The sequence below is a fragment of the Streptomyces jumonjinensis genome (assembly GCF_009600885.1).
GTDB classification, from domain to species: Bacteria; Actinomycetota; Actinomycetes; order Streptomycetales; family Streptomycetaceae; genus Streptomyces; species Streptomyces jumonjinensis.
Genome location: NZ_VCLA01000145.1, coordinates 18,530 through 34,467 on the forward strand (window position 1 = coordinate 18,530; position 15,938 = coordinate 34,467).

14 protein-coding genes are annotated in these 15,938 nt (G+C 71.8%); 6 read left to right on the forward strand and 8 right to left on the reverse strand.

Features of this window, described 5'->3' with window-relative positions:
- Nucleotides 1–23 precede the first annotated feature (23 nt).
- A complete protein-coding gene (locus tag FF041_RS17575) occupies nucleotides 24–239 on the reverse strand; it encodes a dodecin (RefSeq protein WP_153523691.1) in 216 nt (71 codons plus the stop codon).
- A 170-nt stretch (nucleotides 240–409) separates the two neighbouring features.
- On the opposite strand from FF041_RS17575, the gene FF041_RS17580 reads away from it, so the two are divergent.
- Complete coding sequence (locus FF041_RS17580) at nucleotides 410–1,696, forward strand: extracellular solute-binding protein (protein ID WP_153523692.1); 1,287 nt, start codon at nucleotides 410–412, stop codon at nucleotides 1,694–1,696.
- A gap of 229 nt (nucleotides 1,697–1,925) precedes the next feature.
- Here the strand turns inward: FF041_RS17580 and egtD are convergent, their stop codons facing one another.
- From egtD to FF041_RS17605, 5 genes are all read right to left on the reverse strand, one after another.
- Nucleotides 1,926–2,891, reverse strand: coding sequence for an L-histidine N(alpha)-methyltransferase (gene egtD / locus FF041_RS17585; protein ID WP_323391985.1), 966 nt, complete (start codon nucleotides 2,889–2,891; stop codon nucleotides 1,926–1,928).
- Nucleotides 2,888–3,709 carry an ergothioneine biosynthesis protein EgtC gene (gene egtC / locus FF041_RS17590; RefSeq protein ID WP_153523693.1) on the reverse strand — a complete coding sequence of 274 codons (822 nt, stop codon included), beginning with the start codon at nucleotides 3,707–3,709 and terminating at the stop codon, nucleotides 2,888–2,890. Before egtC ends, egtD begins: the two co-directional genes overlap by 4 nt.
- Nucleotides 3,709–5,022: an ergothioneine biosynthesis protein EgtB gene (gene egtB, locus FF041_RS17595; protein WP_153523694.1), complete on the reverse strand. Its 1,314-nt coding sequence runs from the start codon at nucleotides 5,020–5,022 to the stop codon at nucleotides 3,709–3,711. The genes egtC and egtB overlap by 1 nt, the downstream gene beginning before the upstream one ends.
- Nucleotides 5,019–6,314 (reverse strand): ergothioneine biosynthesis glutamate--cysteine ligase EgtA, encoded by a 1,296-nt coding sequence (egtA, locus tag FF041_RS17600; protein WP_153523695.1) that lies wholly within the window; start codon nucleotides 6,312–6,314, stop codon nucleotides 5,019–5,021. The genes egtB and egtA overlap by 4 nt, the downstream gene beginning before the upstream one ends.
- Nucleotides 6,315–6,692: 378 nt before the next feature.
- Entirely contained in the window at nucleotides 6,693–7,151 is a 459-nt protein-coding gene (locus FF041_RS17605) for a type II toxin-antitoxin system PemK/MazF family toxin (RefSeq protein ID WP_323391986.1), read from the reverse strand.
- A gap of 465 nt (nucleotides 7,152–7,616) precedes the next feature.
- On the opposite strand from FF041_RS17605, the gene FF041_RS17610 reads away from it, so the two are divergent.
- Nucleotides 7,617–8,639 (forward strand): LacI family DNA-binding transcriptional regulator, encoded by a 1,023-nt coding sequence (locus FF041_RS17610; protein ID WP_153523696.1) that lies wholly within the window; start codon nucleotides 7,617–7,619, stop codon nucleotides 8,637–8,639.
- A 218-nt stretch (nucleotides 8,640–8,857) separates the two neighbouring features.
- Nucleotides 8,858–9,097: a hypothetical protein gene (locus tag FF041_RS17615; protein WP_323392067.1), complete on the forward strand. Its 240-nt coding sequence runs from the start codon at nucleotides 8,858–8,860 to the stop codon at nucleotides 9,095–9,097.
- 85 nt (nucleotides 9,098–9,182) lie between these two features.
- On the opposite strand, the gene trxA is transcribed toward FF041_RS17615, so the two are convergent.
- Entirely contained in the window at nucleotides 9,183–9,578 is a 396-nt protein-coding gene (trxA, locus tag FF041_RS17620) for a thioredoxin (protein ID WP_153523697.1), read from the reverse strand.
- A 133-nt stretch (nucleotides 9,579–9,711) separates the two neighbouring features.
- On the opposite strand from trxA, the gene FF041_RS17625 reads away from it, so the two are divergent.
- Nucleotides 9,712–11,142 carry a dihydrolipoyl dehydrogenase family protein gene (locus tag FF041_RS17625; protein WP_153523698.1) on the forward strand — a complete coding sequence of 477 codons (1,431 nt, stop codon included), beginning with the start codon at nucleotides 9,712–9,714 and terminating at the stop codon, nucleotides 11,140–11,142.
- A gap of 366 nt (nucleotides 11,143–11,508) precedes the next feature.
- On the opposite strand, the gene FF041_RS17630 is transcribed toward FF041_RS17625, so the two are convergent.
- Entirely contained in the window at nucleotides 11,509–11,829 is a 321-nt protein-coding gene (locus FF041_RS17630; RefSeq protein ID WP_153481627.1) for a trypco2 family protein, read from the reverse strand.
- 76 nt (nucleotides 11,830–11,905) lie between these two features.
- On the opposite strand from FF041_RS17630, the gene FF041_RS17635 reads away from it, so the two are divergent.
- Complete coding sequence (locus FF041_RS17635) at nucleotides 11,906–13,609, forward strand: trypsin-like serine peptidase (protein WP_153523699.1); 1,704 nt, start codon at nucleotides 11,906–11,908, stop codon at nucleotides 13,607–13,609.
- Nucleotides 13,606–15,915, forward strand: coding sequence for a tetratricopeptide repeat protein (locus FF041_RS17640; RefSeq protein WP_194292065.1), 2,310 nt, complete (start codon nucleotides 13,606–13,608; stop codon nucleotides 15,913–15,915). The genes FF041_RS17635 and FF041_RS17640 overlap by 4 nt, the downstream gene beginning before the upstream one ends.
- Nucleotides 15,916–15,938: the final 23 nt, after the last annotated feature.

The following is a 15,938-nucleotide window of genomic DNA, read 5'->3' on the forward strand; positions in this document are numbered from 1 at the left end:
AGCGGGGGCGCCGGGCCGGAGCGTCAATCCCCGTCCTCCAGCCGGAAGCCGACCTTCAGCCCCACCTGGTAGTGCTCGATCCGCCCCTCGGCGATCCGGCCGCGGACCTGGGTCACCTCGAACCAGTCGAGCGCGCGCAGGGTCTGGTCCGCCCGTGCGATGGCATTGCGGATGGCTTGATCCACTCCATCGGGAGATGTGCCGACAATCTCAGTGACCCGATAAGTGTGATTGGACATGTTGACGTACTCCTCTCGCTACACTCTCTCCACATGCTCTCCACCGTGCCCCACCAGGAGGCGGTGCGCGAGGCGTAGGTATAGGGCTTGACCGGCACTTTGGTACATACCAAAATCCAGCCACACCCGTGCGAGCCTGGAGCGCGCTTCCCCACCGGGTACACGTTTCCATGCCCTCGAAGGTGAACGCTGTGAAAATCCGACGCCCCCTCCCACCGTCCGTCGCGCTCGTCTGTGTTCTCGCGCTCACCACCGGATGCGGGCTCATACCGGGCAGCGGCTCGGACACGCGCACCGTGAAAATCTGGCTGATGCAGGACAGCGTCTCCGAGGAATTCCTCGACCGCTTCTCCAAGGAGTACGAGGAGAAGCACCCCTCGGTGAAGCTGGAGTTCACCTTCCAGCCCTGGACCGGCATCGGGAAGAAGGTGAACGCGGCCCTGGAGGGCGAGGACACGCCCGATATCATCGAGGTCGGCAACACCCAGGTCGCCCAGTACGCCGAGACCGACGCCCTGGAGGACCTCACCCTCGAATCCGTGCGCGACCTCGGCGGCGAGGACTGGCTGGAGGGTCTCGCCCAGCCCGGCAACATCGACGGCTCGCAGTACGGCATCCCCTGGTACGCCGCCAACCGGGTCGTCATCTACAACAAGGACGTCTTCGCGGACGCGGGCATCAAGAAGACGCCCAAGACGCGTGACGAGTGGCTCGCGATGACCGAGCAGCTCAACCAGGACGGCACCCAGGGCATCTACCTCCCCGGCCAGGACTGGTACACCCTCGCGGGCTTCATCTGGGACGAGGGCGGCGACCTCGCCGTCGAGCGCGCCGGGAGCTGGGAGGGCATGCTCCACACCGACGCGACGCTGCGGGGAATGGACTTCTACAAGGAACTCCAGGAGCTCGGCCAGGGCCCCAAGGACTCCGACGAGACGAAGCCGCCGCAGGGCGAGGTCTTCGCCAAGGGCAATGTGGCCCAGATCGTGGCTCCCCCGTCCGTGGCGAGCACGATCCTGAAGGCCAACCCCGAGCTTGAGGACAAGCTGGGCTACTTCACCATTCCGGGCAAAACAGCGGATAAGGCGGGTGCGGTCTTCACGGGCGGCTCCGACCTGATCATTCCGCAGAAGGCCGAAGAGCGCGGCGCCGCGATCGAGGTCGTCAAGGCGCTGGCCGGCGAGCGCTGGCAGACCGACCTCGCCCGCACCATGAACTACGTGCCCAACAAGAAGTCGCTGGCCAAGGTCGTCCAGGGCGAGGAGAGCACGGCGGCGATGGCCGCCGGCGCCGCCGCCGAGGGCAGCCAGGCCACCCCCAACTCCGCCCAGTGGGCGGATGTCGAGATCGAGAACCCCATCAAGCCGTTCATGACCAAGGTGCTCGAAGGCGGGGACCCCGAGGCGGCCGGACGCGAGGCGTCCAAGCGCATCACGTCCCTTCTCACCCCGGGCTGACCCGCCCCGTACACGGAAGCGGCGACGGCCGGATATCCGGCCGTCGCCGCTTCTGCCGCTCGCGCGGTGCCCGGGGCACCGCTCAGGAGTCGCCCGCTGCCCGGACGGAACGCGCCTGTGCACCGCTTGCGAGACGGCCGCGGTCACACGCGCGCACCGCTTACGAGACGGCCGCGGTTCGGGCCCGCGGACCACTCGCGAGATGCCCGCGCCCGCGCCCGCGCACCGCTCAGGAGGCGACCGTCGCGAGCGAGAGCGCGAATCTGCCCCGCTCGTCCGTCCACCACCGCGACAGCTCCATCCCGGCGCCGGCGAGTTCGGCGGCCACCCCCTCGCGACGGAACTTCGCCGACACCTCCGTACGGAGCTCCTCGCCCTCCTCGAAGGCCACCACCAGATTCAGCGCCGGGATCTTCACGGTCAGCGCGGATCGCGCCCGCAGGCGCATCTCGATCCACTCCCGCTCCCGGTCCCAGAGCGCCACATGGTCGAAGTCGGCGGGATCCACATCGGCGTCCAGCTCCCGCGCCAGGACATTCAGTACATTCTTATTGAACTCGGCCGTCACTCCCCTGGCGTCGTCATACGCCCGTACGAGCACCTCCTCGTCCTTCACCAGGTCGGTGCCCAGCAGCAGCGCGTCCCCCGGGCGCAGCAGCGTCCGTACGGAGCGCAGAAACAGCGCACGCTCCGGGGGCAGCAGATTGCCGATCGTGCCGCCGAGGAAGGCGACCAGGCGCGGCCCGGGGGTGTCGGGCAGGATGAGCTCCTGGGTGAAGTCGGCGATCAGCGCGTGCACCTGGAGCGCCGGGCGCTCCCTCAGCAGCGCCTCGGCCGCTCCCGTCAGAGCGCTCTCGCTCACATCGACCGGCAGATAACTCCGCAGACCGGGCAGGGCGTCCAGCAGATGCCGGGTCTTCTCGGAGGATCCGGAGCCCAGCTCCACCAGGGTCCGGGCCCCGGTCGCGGCGGCGATCGCGGGGGCGCGGGCGATCAGGATCTCCCGCTCGGCCCGGGTCGGGTAGTACTCCGGCAGCCGGGTGATCTCCTCGAACAGCTCACTGCCCCGGGCGTCGTAGAACCACTTGGGAGGCAGCACTTTCGGAGTGCTGGTCAGCCCCTGGAGCACATCTTCGCTCAGCGCGGCGCCGGTGGCGTCCTCGGGGAGGGTACGGGTCAGCTGGAACGGACTCACAGAGCAGGCTCCTTGAGCGGGGACAGAAGAACATCGGCGCGGCCGGCGACCAGCAGGGTGCGGTCGGGCGCCTCGCGCCAGCGCGGATCGTCGTCGTACGGCTCCGAGGCCACGACGATCCGCAGACCCGTCGCGGCGGCGGGGCCGGACACGACCGGCGCCGCCGAGGCGGCGGCAGACTCCACGGACTCCACGGACTCCGCCAGGGACCACAGGGAATCGCCCCAGGCGGTCGCCGCGATGGTCTCGCCATCGGTGAGAAGAAAATTCAGCCGGGATCCGGGCGCGGCCTCCGCCACCTCGCGGACCGTGTCCGCGAGCGCCTGGCCGGGCCCGTCGCCGTCCCGCAGCCTGCGCAGCACCAGCGCCCACAGCAGCGCCGAGTCCGAGCGGGCCTCCAGCGAGAGCAGCTCGTCGGCGGGCAGCGTCCGGACGAGCGGCGCGAGCGAGCCGGGCCAGCCCGAGACCGCGCCGTTGTGGCTGAACAGCCAGGGCCCGCCGGCGAAGGGCGCCGCCGCGGCCTCACCGTCCGCACCGGCCAGGGTCGCGTCGCGCACGGCCGCGAGCACGGCGCGGCTGCGGACCACCCGGGCCAGATCGGCGAACGAGAGATCGCCCCAGATGGGGCCCGCCCGCCGATAGCGGGCCGGCACCGGATCGCCGTCCGCGTACCAGCCCACGCCGAAGCCGTCCGCGTTGACGGTGCCATGGCGCTGACGGCGCGGAGCCCAGGACTGCCGCAGCAGCCCGTGCTCCGGCGCGATGAGCAGTTCGCCCAGGGGCAGCGGGGGACCGAGAGCGGCGATATGGCGGCACATCAGCCGATCCCCTCATCCGGTCCGGCGTCCCGCGCGGTGCGGAACCCGCTGAAGATCTGCCGCCGCACCGGAAGGTCCCAGTTGCGGAAGGTGCCCCGGCAGGCCACCTGGTCCACCCCGAAGGAGCCGCCCCGCAGCACCTTGTACGAGCTGCCGAAGAACACCTCGGAGTACTCGCGGTAGGGAAAGGCGGCAAAGCCCGGGTAGGGCCCGAAGTCGCTCGACGTCCACTCCCACACATCGCCGATCAGCTGCCGTATCCCGAGCGGCGATCCGCCCTGCGGGTAGGCGCCTGCCGGGGCCGGGCGCAGATGGCGCTGGCCCAGATTGGCATGGGCCGGTGTGGGGTCCTCGTCGCCCCAGGGGAAACGGCGGGAGCGGCCCGACACGGGGTCATGACGGGCGGCCTTCTCCCACTCGGCCTCGGTGGGCAGCCGCCGTCCCGCCCAGCGGGCGTAGGCATCGGCCTCGTACCAGCTCACATGCAGCACCGGTTCGTCCAGCGGCACCGGCTCGGTCACCCCGAAGCGGCGGCGCAGCCACTGCCCGCTCTCGCGCCGCCAGAACAGCGGTGCGTCGATGCCGTTCCGCCGGACCTGCTCGAAGCCCTCGGCCGCCCACCAGCGCGGCTCGCGGTAGCCGCCGTCCGCCATGAAGGAGAGATACGCCCCGCAGGTCACCGGCACGGTGTCGAGATGGAAAGCCGGGACGGCCCGCTGGTGCGCGGGCCGTTCATTGTCCAGCGCCCAGGGCTCGGCCGAGGTGCCCATGGTGAAGGGGCCGCCGGGGACCAGGACCTCGGCGGGCAGCTCCCCGGCGCCGGCGCGCGGCGGCTCGGGCGCGGTGAGCGCCGCGGGGCCCTTGCGCAGCTGATGCGTGATGAGCATGGTCTCGTCGTGCTGCTGCTCATGCTGGGCGATCATCCCGAAAGCGAAGGCGGAGTCCGTCAGCGGTCCGCCCTCCAGCGGGGTGGCGTTGAGGATATCCAGCACCCGGCCGCGTACGTCGGAGGCGTAGCCGCGCGCCTCGGCCGGTGCGAGCAGCGGCAGCGAGGGGCGGTCGGCGCGGGGGTGTGCGAACGCGTCGTAGACGGAGTCGATCTCGGGGCGGAGCGCGGTGCGCCCGCCGACCGTGCGCAGCAGCCACTGCTCCTCCTGATTGCCGATGTGCGCGAGGTCCCAGACCAGCGGGGACATCAGGGGGGAGTGCTGGGCGGTCAGCTCGTGGTCGTCGACACAGCCGGTGAGGATCGCGGTACGGGCCCGCGCGGTCGTCAGCGCGTCGAGCGCGCGGCTGCGGAGGTCCTCGGTCATGGGCTCGCTTCCTTCCCGTCGGCGGTCGGCTCCTGGCGGTGCGTTTCCATGAGCAGATCGTCGGCGGGACATCGGCCCCGCAGAACGTGGTGCTCGTTGAAGGCGGCGACCGTCTCGCACACCGCGGTGGACGCGCCGATCCTCGGCAGCGCCTCCAGGGCCAGCCGGAAGCAGCTCACGGCGGCGGAGCGCAGCTCCGGGTCGGTGAGTCCGCGCCGGGCGGCGCCGACCCAGAGCGGATTGATCGGGGCGGGCAGCTCCCCGGCGAACTCCGCGAGCGGTTTGACGGTCCGGTAGACGGTCTCCGCCGCCTCGGGGTCCTCGAACAGGGCGGTGACGACCGCGAGCGGCACCATCCAGCCGTTGTCGCCCGGCTGGGCGTCGATCATGCGCAGTTCGAGGTGGCCGCGCGGGCGCACCGGCGGGAAGAGGGTGCTCAGATGGTGTTCGAGATCCTGCCGGGTCGCGGGGCGCGGTGCGCCCGAACGCAGCCATGCGCGGAAGGTCAGCCCCTCGGGCTGCTCCCAGGGGCCGGTGGGCGTCCGTATGAACATCACGGGAGCGTCCAGGGCATGGGCGGTCCAGGCGGACCTGGGCTCCTGGTCCAGCGGCGGCGCGATGGGGCGTACGGCGTCCAGTCCGGCCCAGATCGCCTGCCGGGTGGAGCGCCAGCCGGTCCGCTGCCCGCCGAGGACGGGTGAGTTGGCGAAGGCGGCGGTGAGCACCGCGCCGAGCAGATGCGCCAGCTGCCAGCGGCGGCCGTGACCGAGCGGGCCCGGCTCCTTCTCTCCCGCGTCGAGGCAGACCTGTATGGAGGCGGAGTTGCACATCATGACGCGGCCGTAGGGTCCCGTACGGTCGAGATACGCCTCCATGGCGTCGTAGCGGGGTTCCCGGAGGATCCTGCGGGGCGGCTGCCAGGGGTCGATTCCGAGCCCGGTGAGGGAGAGGCCGCCCGGCTGGAGAGCGGTGCGTACGGCGTCCAGATCGGCCGCGACGGAGTCGATGCACTCCATCAGGGAGGCGGCGGGAGGGGAGCTGAGCTCCAGCTGGCCGCCCGGCTCAAAGGTGAGCGCCGAGGTGAGCGGCAGCGAGCGCACCTGTTCGTGGGCGGCGGTGAGACGGTCGGCGGCGATGGTGCGCCGGGGGTTGCGGTGTTCCTGGATGAGCCATTCCAACTCCACGCCCACGGATACGGGCGGGCCGTTCTTGAAGCAGATGCCGTGCAGCAGGTCCTCTGCTTCCGCTTCCGTGATGGGGCGGCCGTAGTCGCCGCTGTCGGGTGGACGCATGATCGGCTCCTCTTTCGAAGGCCTTGCGAAGGCACTCTGCCAACCTAAGGCCACGGTCGCCGGTCCGCACAAGAGTGCCCTGGTGGGCCCGCCCGCCGGGTTGCGCGGACGGGTGACGGCGGGGGAGCGGCGATGGGCGCGTCTGTCGCAGGTCAGCGAGCATGCGGCGAGGAGCGCACGACGGCGGGGGATCGCCCGGCGGCCTCGGGAGATCGTGGAAATCACGTAGTACGCACCCAATGGGCGTAAGGCAATCATTTCAGCGGACATGGCTGAGCGCGGGCCGGGGGCTGGGGGGGCGGCGGTACGGGGTCCGGGGGCCGGGGGTACGGGCCGGAGACGGTCGTACGGTCCGCCGTCCGCCGCAGCGGACGGGACCTACCTCCAGCCGTAGCGCTCACGGAGCCGTTCCGCCACCGTGTCGAACCGCGGCCGGTCCAGTGCGCACGCTTCGCGGCGCATGCCCCGCTCATGCACCCGGAGCACCCGGTCCAGATCGACCCAGGAGTCGCGTCCCTCCCGGTCCCAGCTCCCGGTTCCGATCGGCACCCACTCACGGTCCCGGTCATGACGCTTGCTGGACAGCTGCACCGCCAGCAGGGTGCCCGGCTCCTCGCGGGCCACGATCAGCACCGGCCGGTCCTTCCCGCGCCCGTCGCCCTCCTCGAACGGCACCCACGTCCAGACGATCTCGCCGGGGTCGGGATCGCCGTCGCGGTCGGGGGCGTACGAGGTGTGGACCGGGCCCACGGCGGCGGGGTCGGCCTCGGAGGTGGCGCCGGCGCCGGTGCGGCCGGGGAGGTCGGCGGGGTCCGATGCGCCGGGGAAGGTCGTCACAGCTCTCACCGTACTGTCCGCGGGTCGCGGCCGGCGGCATTCCGCGACGGCGACGGCGACCGCGGAGTGCGGGGCCGCATCCCCTCCCGGGCCGTACCCTCCCGGGCCGTACCCTCCCGGGCCGACAGCCCGGCCCGGGCGAACAGTTCGGGACGGAAACCGCCGGCGCGGTCCCTCGCGGTCCAGGCCGGATCCGCTCCACCGCGCACGTCGGCGGGAGCCCGCCGAGCCCCGCCGCGAGTCCGCGACGGCGAGGAGCGGAAGCCGCCGTGCCGAGCCAGCGCTCCATCGCGTCGCACGCCAGTGCCATGCCGGAGCCCGGCCCGCGCCCGGCCGTCGCCCCGCCGGCGCGGAGTGAGCCGCCATGATCGGAATCGATGGCCGAAGACCATAGGAGAAGGTGCAGCCGAATCAGGCCAACTATGGGGCGGTGCCCGGAACCGTTCTGGAAAGATTCCCAGGGCGATGAGCCAGACACCCAGACAATCCGCCGAACGCTCCGTTCCCACCAGCGCCGATGTCGCCCGGTTAGCGGGGGTTTCCCGGGCCACAGTCTCGTATGTACTCAACAACACCTCGTCCGTACGGATCAGCGAGCCCACGCGCCGTCGGGTCCGGGAAGCCGCCGAGGAACTGGGCTATGTGCCCCATGCCGCGGCCCGCAGTCTGCGGGCCGGACATACCCGCATGGTGCTGCTGCCCGCCTCGGCGTCCTCGGTCGGACCGCTGTACCTCCAGTTCTTCAACGAGCTCCAGTGGGCCCTGAGAAGGCTCGACTACACCGTCGTGCAGTACGGCAGCCTCGGCCTCGACGGCGACGAGGCGGCCCGTGCCTGGGCCGAACTGCGGCCGGTCGCCGTCGTCTCGCTCGGCGAGGTGGGGCTCACCCCGCAGGGCGTCGACATCCTCAAGCGCTCCGGCGCGAAAGCGGTCATCACCCTCGCTCCCCGCCGGGTGGCCGGTGCGCACTCCCTCGTCATGGACCAGAGCGAGGTCGGCGGTTGCGCGGTCGCCCATCTGGTCCAGCGCGGACGGCGGTCCATCGGAGTCGTCATGCCCAGCGAACCAGGGCTCGAACACTTCGCCGAGCCGCGGTTCGAGGGCGCGCGCCGGGCCGCCGCCGGCACCGGGGCGCGGATCGTGCCGCTGGCGCTGGCGTACGACGAGAAATCGGCGAACGACCTCGCGGCGGGCTGGGCTGGGCTCGGACTCGACGCGGTCTACGCGTACAACGACGAGTACGCCATGCTGCTGATGCGCGCCCTCCAGGACGCGGGGATCGACATACCCGGCCGGACCGCGGTGGTCGGCGCGGACGATCTGCTGCTGGGCAGACTGCTGCGGCCCCGGCTGAGCACGGTCCATATCGACATGGTCACCGGGCAACTGCTCGCCGAGCTCGTCGACCGCACGGTGCGGGACCCGAACGGCGAGCCGGAGACCCGTGATCTGATGGGGGCGAGAGCGGTCCACCGGGAGTCCAGCTGACCGCGTCCCTGCGGATGCGGCGCGACCGGCGTCTGTCTACCGTCGCGCGCATGGACGATGCCAGCAGTAATCACGGCGATCACGGCCGCCGACAGCACGGACACCGAGGCGACGACCCCGGTCAGGACGCGGATCACGGCCGGGATGTGCAGGAGACCGGCCCCCGGGACTTCAGGCGGCACGGTCATGCCGCCGCTGATCCCCCACGGCGCTTCGAGATCCTGGTGGTTCCCGAGCATGTCCTGGGACGGGGCCCCGATTCGCTGGCGGAGGCCGCCATCCGGTCGGCGCTCGTGGTCGCCACGGGTGAGACAGGCGCCTCCGGCTACCCCCGTTACGCGGGCGAGGGAGTGGTGGCGGACATCGACCCCATCACCCGGACGGTGGAAGCGCTGCTGGTCGATGGAGCGGAACTGGACTACGGCCTCTCGGTACGGGTACGGGACGCCGCGTCCTGAGAACCGGCGCCCGCGCGGCACAGCCGGTGCCCCCGCCGAGCGGGGGCACCGTCCGGGTCCGCTCTCCCGGGTCCGCTCTCCCGGGTCAGCTCTCCCGGGGGCGGTCGCCGTCGGCGGCGGTCGCCTCGGCCTGCTTGATCGACTTGCGGACCTCGTCCATGTCCAGCGCCCGGGCCTGCCCGATCACATCCTCCAGCGCCGCCTCGGGCAGCGCACCCGGCTGGGCGAACACCGCGACGTTCTCGCGGACGATCATGAGCGTCGGAATGGACTGGATCTCGAACGCGGCGGCCAGCTCCTGTTCGGCCTCCGTGTCCACCTTGGCGAACACCAGGTCGGGGTGGCGCTCGGCGGCCCCTTCGTAGACCGGGGCGAACTGCCGGCAGGGGCCGCACCATGAAGCCCAGAAATCGATCAGAACGAAGTCATTGTCCGAAACAACCTGATCGAAATTCTGCTTGGTGAGCTCAACAGTGCTCATGACGTGCTACCTCTCCCATGTGTCCGATGCGTCCGATGGACTCGCCCCGCACAACGGCGACCGGGGCCGTGCTATTCCTGCCGCCGCGCCTGCCCATGTGGCCATGAGCCACACCCGGTACCAGACTGTGCCTATGACGGAAGCTGTTGAATACGACGTTGTGGTGCTGGGCGCGGGGCCCACCGGCGAGAACATGGCGGACCGGCTGCGCGCCGGGGGCCTGAGCACGGCGGTCGTGGAGAGCGAACTGGTCGGCGGCGAGTGCTCGTACTGGGCGTGCATGCCCAGCAAGGCCCTGCTGCGCCCGGTGATCGCCCGCGCCGAGGCCCGCCGTGTCCCGGGACTGCGCCAGGCCGCCGAAGGGCCTTTGGACACCGATGCCGTACTCGCCCACCGGGACGAGTACGCCTCTCATTGGAAGGACGGCGGACAGGTCTCCTGGCTGGACTCCACCGGGGCCCGGTTCTACCGCGGGCGGGGCCGGCTGCACGGGCCGAGGAAAGTCGTGGTGGACGGGCCCGAGGGCGAACACCATGTGCTGACCGCGCGACACGCGGTAGCCGTCTGCACCGGCAGCCGGGCCGTCCTGCCGGATCTGCCGGGGCTCGCCGGCGCGAAGGCATGGACCAGCCGGGAGGCCACCAGCGCTCACGCGGTCCCCGGCCGGCTCGCGGTCGTCGGCGGGGGAGTGGTGGGGGTGGAGATGGCCACCGCCTGGCAGGCCCTGGGCTCCCGGGTCACCCTGCTGGTGCGAGGGGACGGGCTGCTGCCCCGGATGGAGCCCTTCGTCGGCGAATATGTCGCCGACGCGCTGACGGCGGCGGGAGCCGAGGTCCGCAGGAACACCTCCGTCGCCTCCGTGGAGCGCCCGGACACCGGCGGTCCCGTCACCCTGGTACTGGAGAACGGCGAACGGATCGAGGCCGACGAGGTCCTCTTCGCCACCGGCCGGGCCCCGCGCACCGAGGACGTGGGCCTGGAGTCGGTGGGCCTGCGCCCGGGCTCCTGGCTGCCGGTGGACGACAGCTGCCGCGTCGAGGGCAGCGAGTGGCTGTACGGGGTGGGCGATGTGAACCACCGGGCGCTCCTCACCCACCAGGGCAAATACCAGGCACGCATCGCCGCGGCGGCCATCGTGGCCAGAGCCCAGGGCGTCCCCCTCCTGGAGACCGACCGCTGGGGCGCCCACACGGCGACCGCGGACCACGCCGCCGTCCCCCAGGTCGTCTTCACCGACCCGGAGGCCGCGGCCGTCGGCCTCTCCCTCGCGGAAGCCGAGACAGCGGGCCACCGCGTCCGCGCCGTCGACTACGACATCTCCTCCGTCGCGGGCGCGAGCCTCTACGGCGACGGCTACCGCGGCCGGGCCCGGATGATCGTCGACCTGGACCGCGAGATCCTGCTCGGCGTCACCTTGGTCGGCCCCGGCGTGGGCGAACTGCTGCACTCGGCGACCGTGGCGGTGGTGGGCGAGGTGCCGAGCGAACGACTGTGGCACGCGGGGCCGGCGTATCCGACGATCAGCGAGGTGTGGTTGCGGTTGCTGGAGACCTACCGCCGCTGAGTACATACCGGCGGAGGCCGCGGTATGCCCGCCGTGGTCGAGTCCATCGGCGGGTACGTCCTGCACGTTCCAGGGAGGCGCGACCGATTGACGCATCGGCTTGTGGCGGACGGCGTCATGCCGATGGCTCACTGCACGGACGACGGAGCCGCCTGGTCTGCCGGGGAACGGAGCCGGTGGAGACGGTGGCCGAGGTACCGGGTAAAGCTGCCTGCCTGGTCGAGCGCGGTGGGGACAACGCCGTGGAAGAGCGCACCGAGCCTCATGGGCTGCCCGGCCTCAGACGTTGACCAGGCGATTCACCGTGGTGTGTCGGGATGGCACCCGGCATGCGGCCCCGACTCGGCTGCCGCTTCCCCGGAAGCCTCAGCCGTCCGCACCGCGCGCCCCCCTGGTCCGGCTGACCTTCACGCGCTCGCCGGAGGGCAGCTCCGGCTTCAGGTCGACTTGGATCTGGTGCGTCGTCTGGCGGTCGACCGCGCCGCCGAATTCGGCTGTCACCACGCCGATGTTGACACCGCCGCGGCCGGTTCCGGAGCGGTGGACCTGGAAGGTCAGGGTGAGGTTCACGTTCTCCACGGTGAAACCGACGTCCCGGCCCTGGGCCTCCGCGCGGGCCTCCTCCAGTTCGCTGCGGATCTGACGGATCACCTCGGCCAGCCCCACGGACTCCGATTCGTTCGACAACTCGCCTCCACAGTAGGCATGTTGATCCTCTGTCCCGTCAGTATGCGACAGGAGCAGGCGCCCGTATAGTTTCGATATGGCTGCTGGCGGGGGAGTCCGGGCCGCTTCGTCGATGGAGACGCCCAGCTGGGCGGCGCGGATCCGGGGAGCGGACGGGCAAATCGTGGGGGCCGGCATTCTGCTGAGCCCCGACCGAGTCCTCACCTGTGCTCATGTGGTGGACGCGGCGGCGGGGCGGATCACCGCAGAGTTCGTCGGCGCCACTGGTCACAGCGTCCCTTCGATGGCGGCCTGGGTGGACGGGGACGCCTATGTGCCGGAGACCCAGGACGCCGACGGCGATCCCAGCGGGGATGTCGCACTGCTGAGGTTGGAACGGCCCAGGCCCGCCGAAGAAGCGGTACGGCTCCACCGGTTGTCCGCGTCCAACCGTGACGTGCGGATGTACGGTTTCCCCGAGGACCACAACGGCGGCATCTGGTTCCGGGCCACCGTCGTCGGCGGCTGCGGACGCGACGGGCAGGTGCAGCTCATCCCGACCAGCCCCGGTGAGCTGGCCAGCCCCGGATGCAGCGGCGCGGGCGTCGCCGACAGCCTGACCGGCGAGGTCTTCGGCATGGTGCTGACCGGGCAGAAGGACGCACACGGGAACCTGTTCTCCTTCATGACCCCGGCCGAGACCATCGTCCGGCATCTGCACCACGTCCACCCGTTCACGGTGGGCCGGACCGCCGTCGACGACCGGCTCAGATCCACCGGCGACGACGCATCCGACACCCTGCTCGACGAACCGTTCGCCCAAGGCCTCGCCGCCTGGTTGCGGGACGACGGGCAGCAGGTGAAGATCAGCGTCGTCCGGCCCGGCGACAGCGCCCGGGCCGCCACGCTGCGCCGTGCCATCACCCTCGCCGACCGGGAGTTGCGCACCGCCGCGTCCGTCCATCGCGCCTCGCTCGATCCACCGGGCACGATCCCCTCGGCCGGCGGCCACGATCTGGCGGTGGACGCCGACGGGCTCACCTGCGCCGAGATCGCCGAGCGGATCTCCGAGCGTATGGGGCTCCGGCAGCACTCGGCGGATTTGGCCACCGATGGGATCCGGGACACCAAGGCCACCCTCAGCCTTGTCGTCGTCGGCGTCGACGAGGCCGTGGATCCCCCCGCCCTCCTCGATCTGCTGGAAGTGCTGCGCGCCGGGGGCAGCAGGCTGCTGCTCGTCTTCCGCACGGCCGGTGCTCTGCACCGCCGTGCCCGCGACGAGCTGCTGATCAGGCCTGCGCGCGAGCGCCGAGCACAGCTCGTCGAGCGGCTGAGGGAGATCACTGGGCCACTCGCCGGGGCCCTCTACGAGCGCCGGGCCGCCGTGGTACCCGACGGCATCCGGCCCATGGACTCGGACCTGGTGGCCGCCCACGCCGCCCTCGCCGACCTCACCCGCGCGGAGGACGACCCGGGCCGGGGCCCGGATCGGGTCCGCTACGAGCGGCTGGCCGAGTGGGTGGCGGCCCGGCTGGCCAGACACATCGACCGCCTCGACCGGCTCCGCGACCGGCGCGACGAACTGAGCGGACGCCTGCGCGGCTACCACGTTCTGCACCAGCACTCCGCCCAAGGCAAGGAGGACCCTGCGGTGGACGCTCTCTATCTCCGGGCGCACGCCCTGCTCCAGGCCAGGCCCTGCGACGTGCGCGCGGCCGAGGCGGCGGTGGACGCCTACACGCGCAAGGTCGACGACCGCGACGGGCAGCGGCGCAGCCGCCTCGGGGGTTCGCCGTCATGACCGCCGCGGTATGTGTCAGACCTGGCTGCCAGAGCGGCCGCATCATGGTGACCGGCTTCTGCGACACATGTTTCCGCCGCCCCGCCGCCCCCAAGGCCCCGCCCGCCCCGGCGCCGGAACAGCCCGAAGCCGAGCAGCCCGATCCCCCACGCCGCTCCTCCAGCCCGGCCGCCGGAGAGCTGGACCGCGACGGCCTGCCGGTCCTGCCGTATCTCCCCTCTCCTGACCCCTCGGAGGCCGCCGACACCACAGCCCAGCCGCCCACCGGCGGCCGACGCTGCGGTGTGGACAACTGCGTCGGCACCATCGGGGTTTCGTACGGCGGCGACCCGCCGCCCGACCACGGGTTCTGCCCGGAGTGCGGTACGGAGTACTCGTTCAGGCCGAAACTGCGCCCCGGCGACGTGGTCGGTGGCCACTACAAGGTGCTCGGCTATCTCGCCGCGGGTGGCCACGGCTGGATCTACCTGGCCGAGGACACCCGGGTGCCGGATCTCCACGTCGTCCTCAAAGGGCTTATCAACACCGGTGACGCCATGGCCCGGCGCGCGGCCGTCGAGGAGCGCCGCTCGCTCACCACGCTCCGCCACCCGGACATCGTCCGCATCATCACTCATGTACAGCACCGGGCGACCGGGGATCCGGAACCCACCGGCTACATCGTGATGGAGTACGTCGGTGGCCGTTCGCTCGCCTGGATCCGGTTCGCCCCGGACGAGGAGCTGACCCGGCTGCTCGGCGGCCCACTGGAGTTCGGGCATGTGATCACCTACGGCTGCGTGATCCTCGGCGCCGTGGAGTACTTGCACGACCAGGGTCTGCTGTACTGCGACATGAAGCCCGAGAACGTCATCCACTACGGGCGGCGGATCAAGGTCATCGACCTCGGGGCCATTCGAACGATCGGCGACCGGACCTCTGTCCTGACCTACACGCACGGCTTCCCGCCCGGCAGGCCGGAACTCGATAAGCGCGGCTTCCACATCGACAGCGACCTGTTCACCGTCGGCCGGACCCTGAAGTCCCTCGCCGCCCGTGCCGCGGAGCCCGTCGGGCTCGCCGCCCGCTCGTTCGACGTGCTGATCCGCCGCGCCACCCACCCGGACCCGGCCGCCCGGTTCGGCTCGGCGGCCGAGATGTCCCGCCAGCTGTGGGAGGTGCTGCGCGAGCATCAGGCGCTCGCCGGGCACGAGCCGTACCCGGAGCGTTCCACACGGTTCGAGCCGACCGCGGCGGTCTTCGGCGCCGATCTCGGCACGGTCCCGGAGCTGAAGCACTGGACGCGCCGCTCCGGAGCCGAGGCACCGGAGTTGCCCGTCGGGGCTCCGGAGCCCCGGGAGACGGCTCTGGCCCTGCCGGTCCCGATCCCCGACGCCGAGGACGGTGCCGCCGTGCTGCTCGGCGGACTCGCCGCCGACAGTCCGAACCGCATCGCGGAGCAGGCGTGCCAGGACCCGAAGCTGCGCACCGTGGAGGCCGCGCTGTGGCTGTGCCGCGCGTATCTGGAAGCCGATGAGGCGGACCAGGCCCACGCGTGGGTGCGGACGGCGAAGGGGTGGACCGGCGACTACGACTGGCGGATCTTCTGGCACCAAGGCCTGGTCCATCTGGTGCGCGGGGAGGTGCACGAGGCGGAGGCCGAGTTCACGGCCGCCTACCACGCGCTCCCGGGCGAGTCCGCGCCGAAGCTGGCCCTCGGGTACTGCGCGGAGTACCGCGAGTCGGCACAGCTCGCCGAGGAACAGGACCGCGGGCGGCGTGCCACGGAGTACTACGAGGCCGTCCGGCGGCGGGACCCCGCCCAGGGCAGTGCCGCCTTCGGACTGGCCCGCGTCCATCTGCGCCAGGGCGAGCGGGACCGGGCCGTCGCCGTGCTCGACGAGGTACCGACGACCTCACGGCACTACGACGCCGCGCGCGTCGCCGCGGTCCGGCTGCTGGTCGGCCGGCTGCCGGGTGGGGCCGGGCCAGGACCCGCCGAGTTGGGCGGGGCGGCCGAGCGGCTGGCCGGGCTGCACCTGGACGACAGCGGGCCCTGGGACCGGCTGGTCACCGAGGTGAGGGAGCACGCGCTCGCCTGCCGTCCGCGCGCTGGATGGGGGACCGGCTTCCCCGCCGGTGACCTGCTCGGGCCCGAGGACACCCCGGAGGCCTTGGCCGCCCTGCTGTCCCGGTCGCTGAAGCGGCTCGCGGACCAGGCGGGCAGCGTCGGTGAGCGCGGCGATCTGCTGGACCGGGCGTACGCGGTGCTCCCCGAGCCCCCCGGGTTCCGGGACCTGCTGCGCGGATGGCGGCGTACCGCCTGAGGAAGCGACGACGAGGGCGAGGA

Excerpts from the sequence above, each read along its gene's own strand:
- FF041_RS17610 (WP_153523696.1), top strand. The coding sequence starts at position 7,617 with ATGAGCCAGACACCCAGACAATCCGCCGAACGCTCCGTTCCCACCAGC.
- FF041_RS17580 (WP_153523692.1), top strand. The coding sequence starts at position 410 with ATGCCCTCGAAGGTGAACGCTGTGAAAATCCGACGCCCCCTCCCACCG.
- FF041_RS17635 (WP_153523699.1), top strand. The coding sequence starts at position 11,906 with ATGGCTGCTGGCGGGGGAGTCCGGGCCGCTTCGTCGATGGAGACGCCC.
- FF041_RS17575 (WP_153523691.1), bottom strand. The coding sequence starts at position 239 with ATGTCCAATCACACTTATCGGGTCACTGAGATTGTCGGCACATCTCCC.
- egtB (WP_153523694.1), bottom strand. The coding sequence starts at position 5,022 with ATGACCGAGGACCTCCGCAGCCGCGCGCTCGACGCGCTGACGACCGCG.
- egtA (WP_153523695.1), bottom strand. The coding sequence starts at position 6,314 with ATGCGTCCACCCGACAGCGGCGACTACGGCCGCCCCATCACGGAAGCG.
- FF041_RS17625 (WP_153523698.1), top strand. The coding sequence starts at position 9,712 with ATGACGGAAGCTGTTGAATACGACGTTGTGGTGCTGGGCGCGGGGCCC.
- egtC (WP_153523693.1), bottom strand. The coding sequence starts at position 3,709 with ATGTGCCGCCATATCGCCGCTCTCGGTCCCCCGCTGCCCCTGGGCGAA.
- FF041_RS17640 (WP_194292065.1), top strand. The coding sequence starts at position 13,606 with ATGACCGCCGCGGTATGTGTCAGACCTGGCTGCCAGAGCGGCCGCATC.
- trxA (WP_153523697.1), bottom strand. The coding sequence starts at position 9,578 with ATGAGCACTGTTGAGCTCACCAAGCAGAATTTCGATCAGGTTGTTTCG.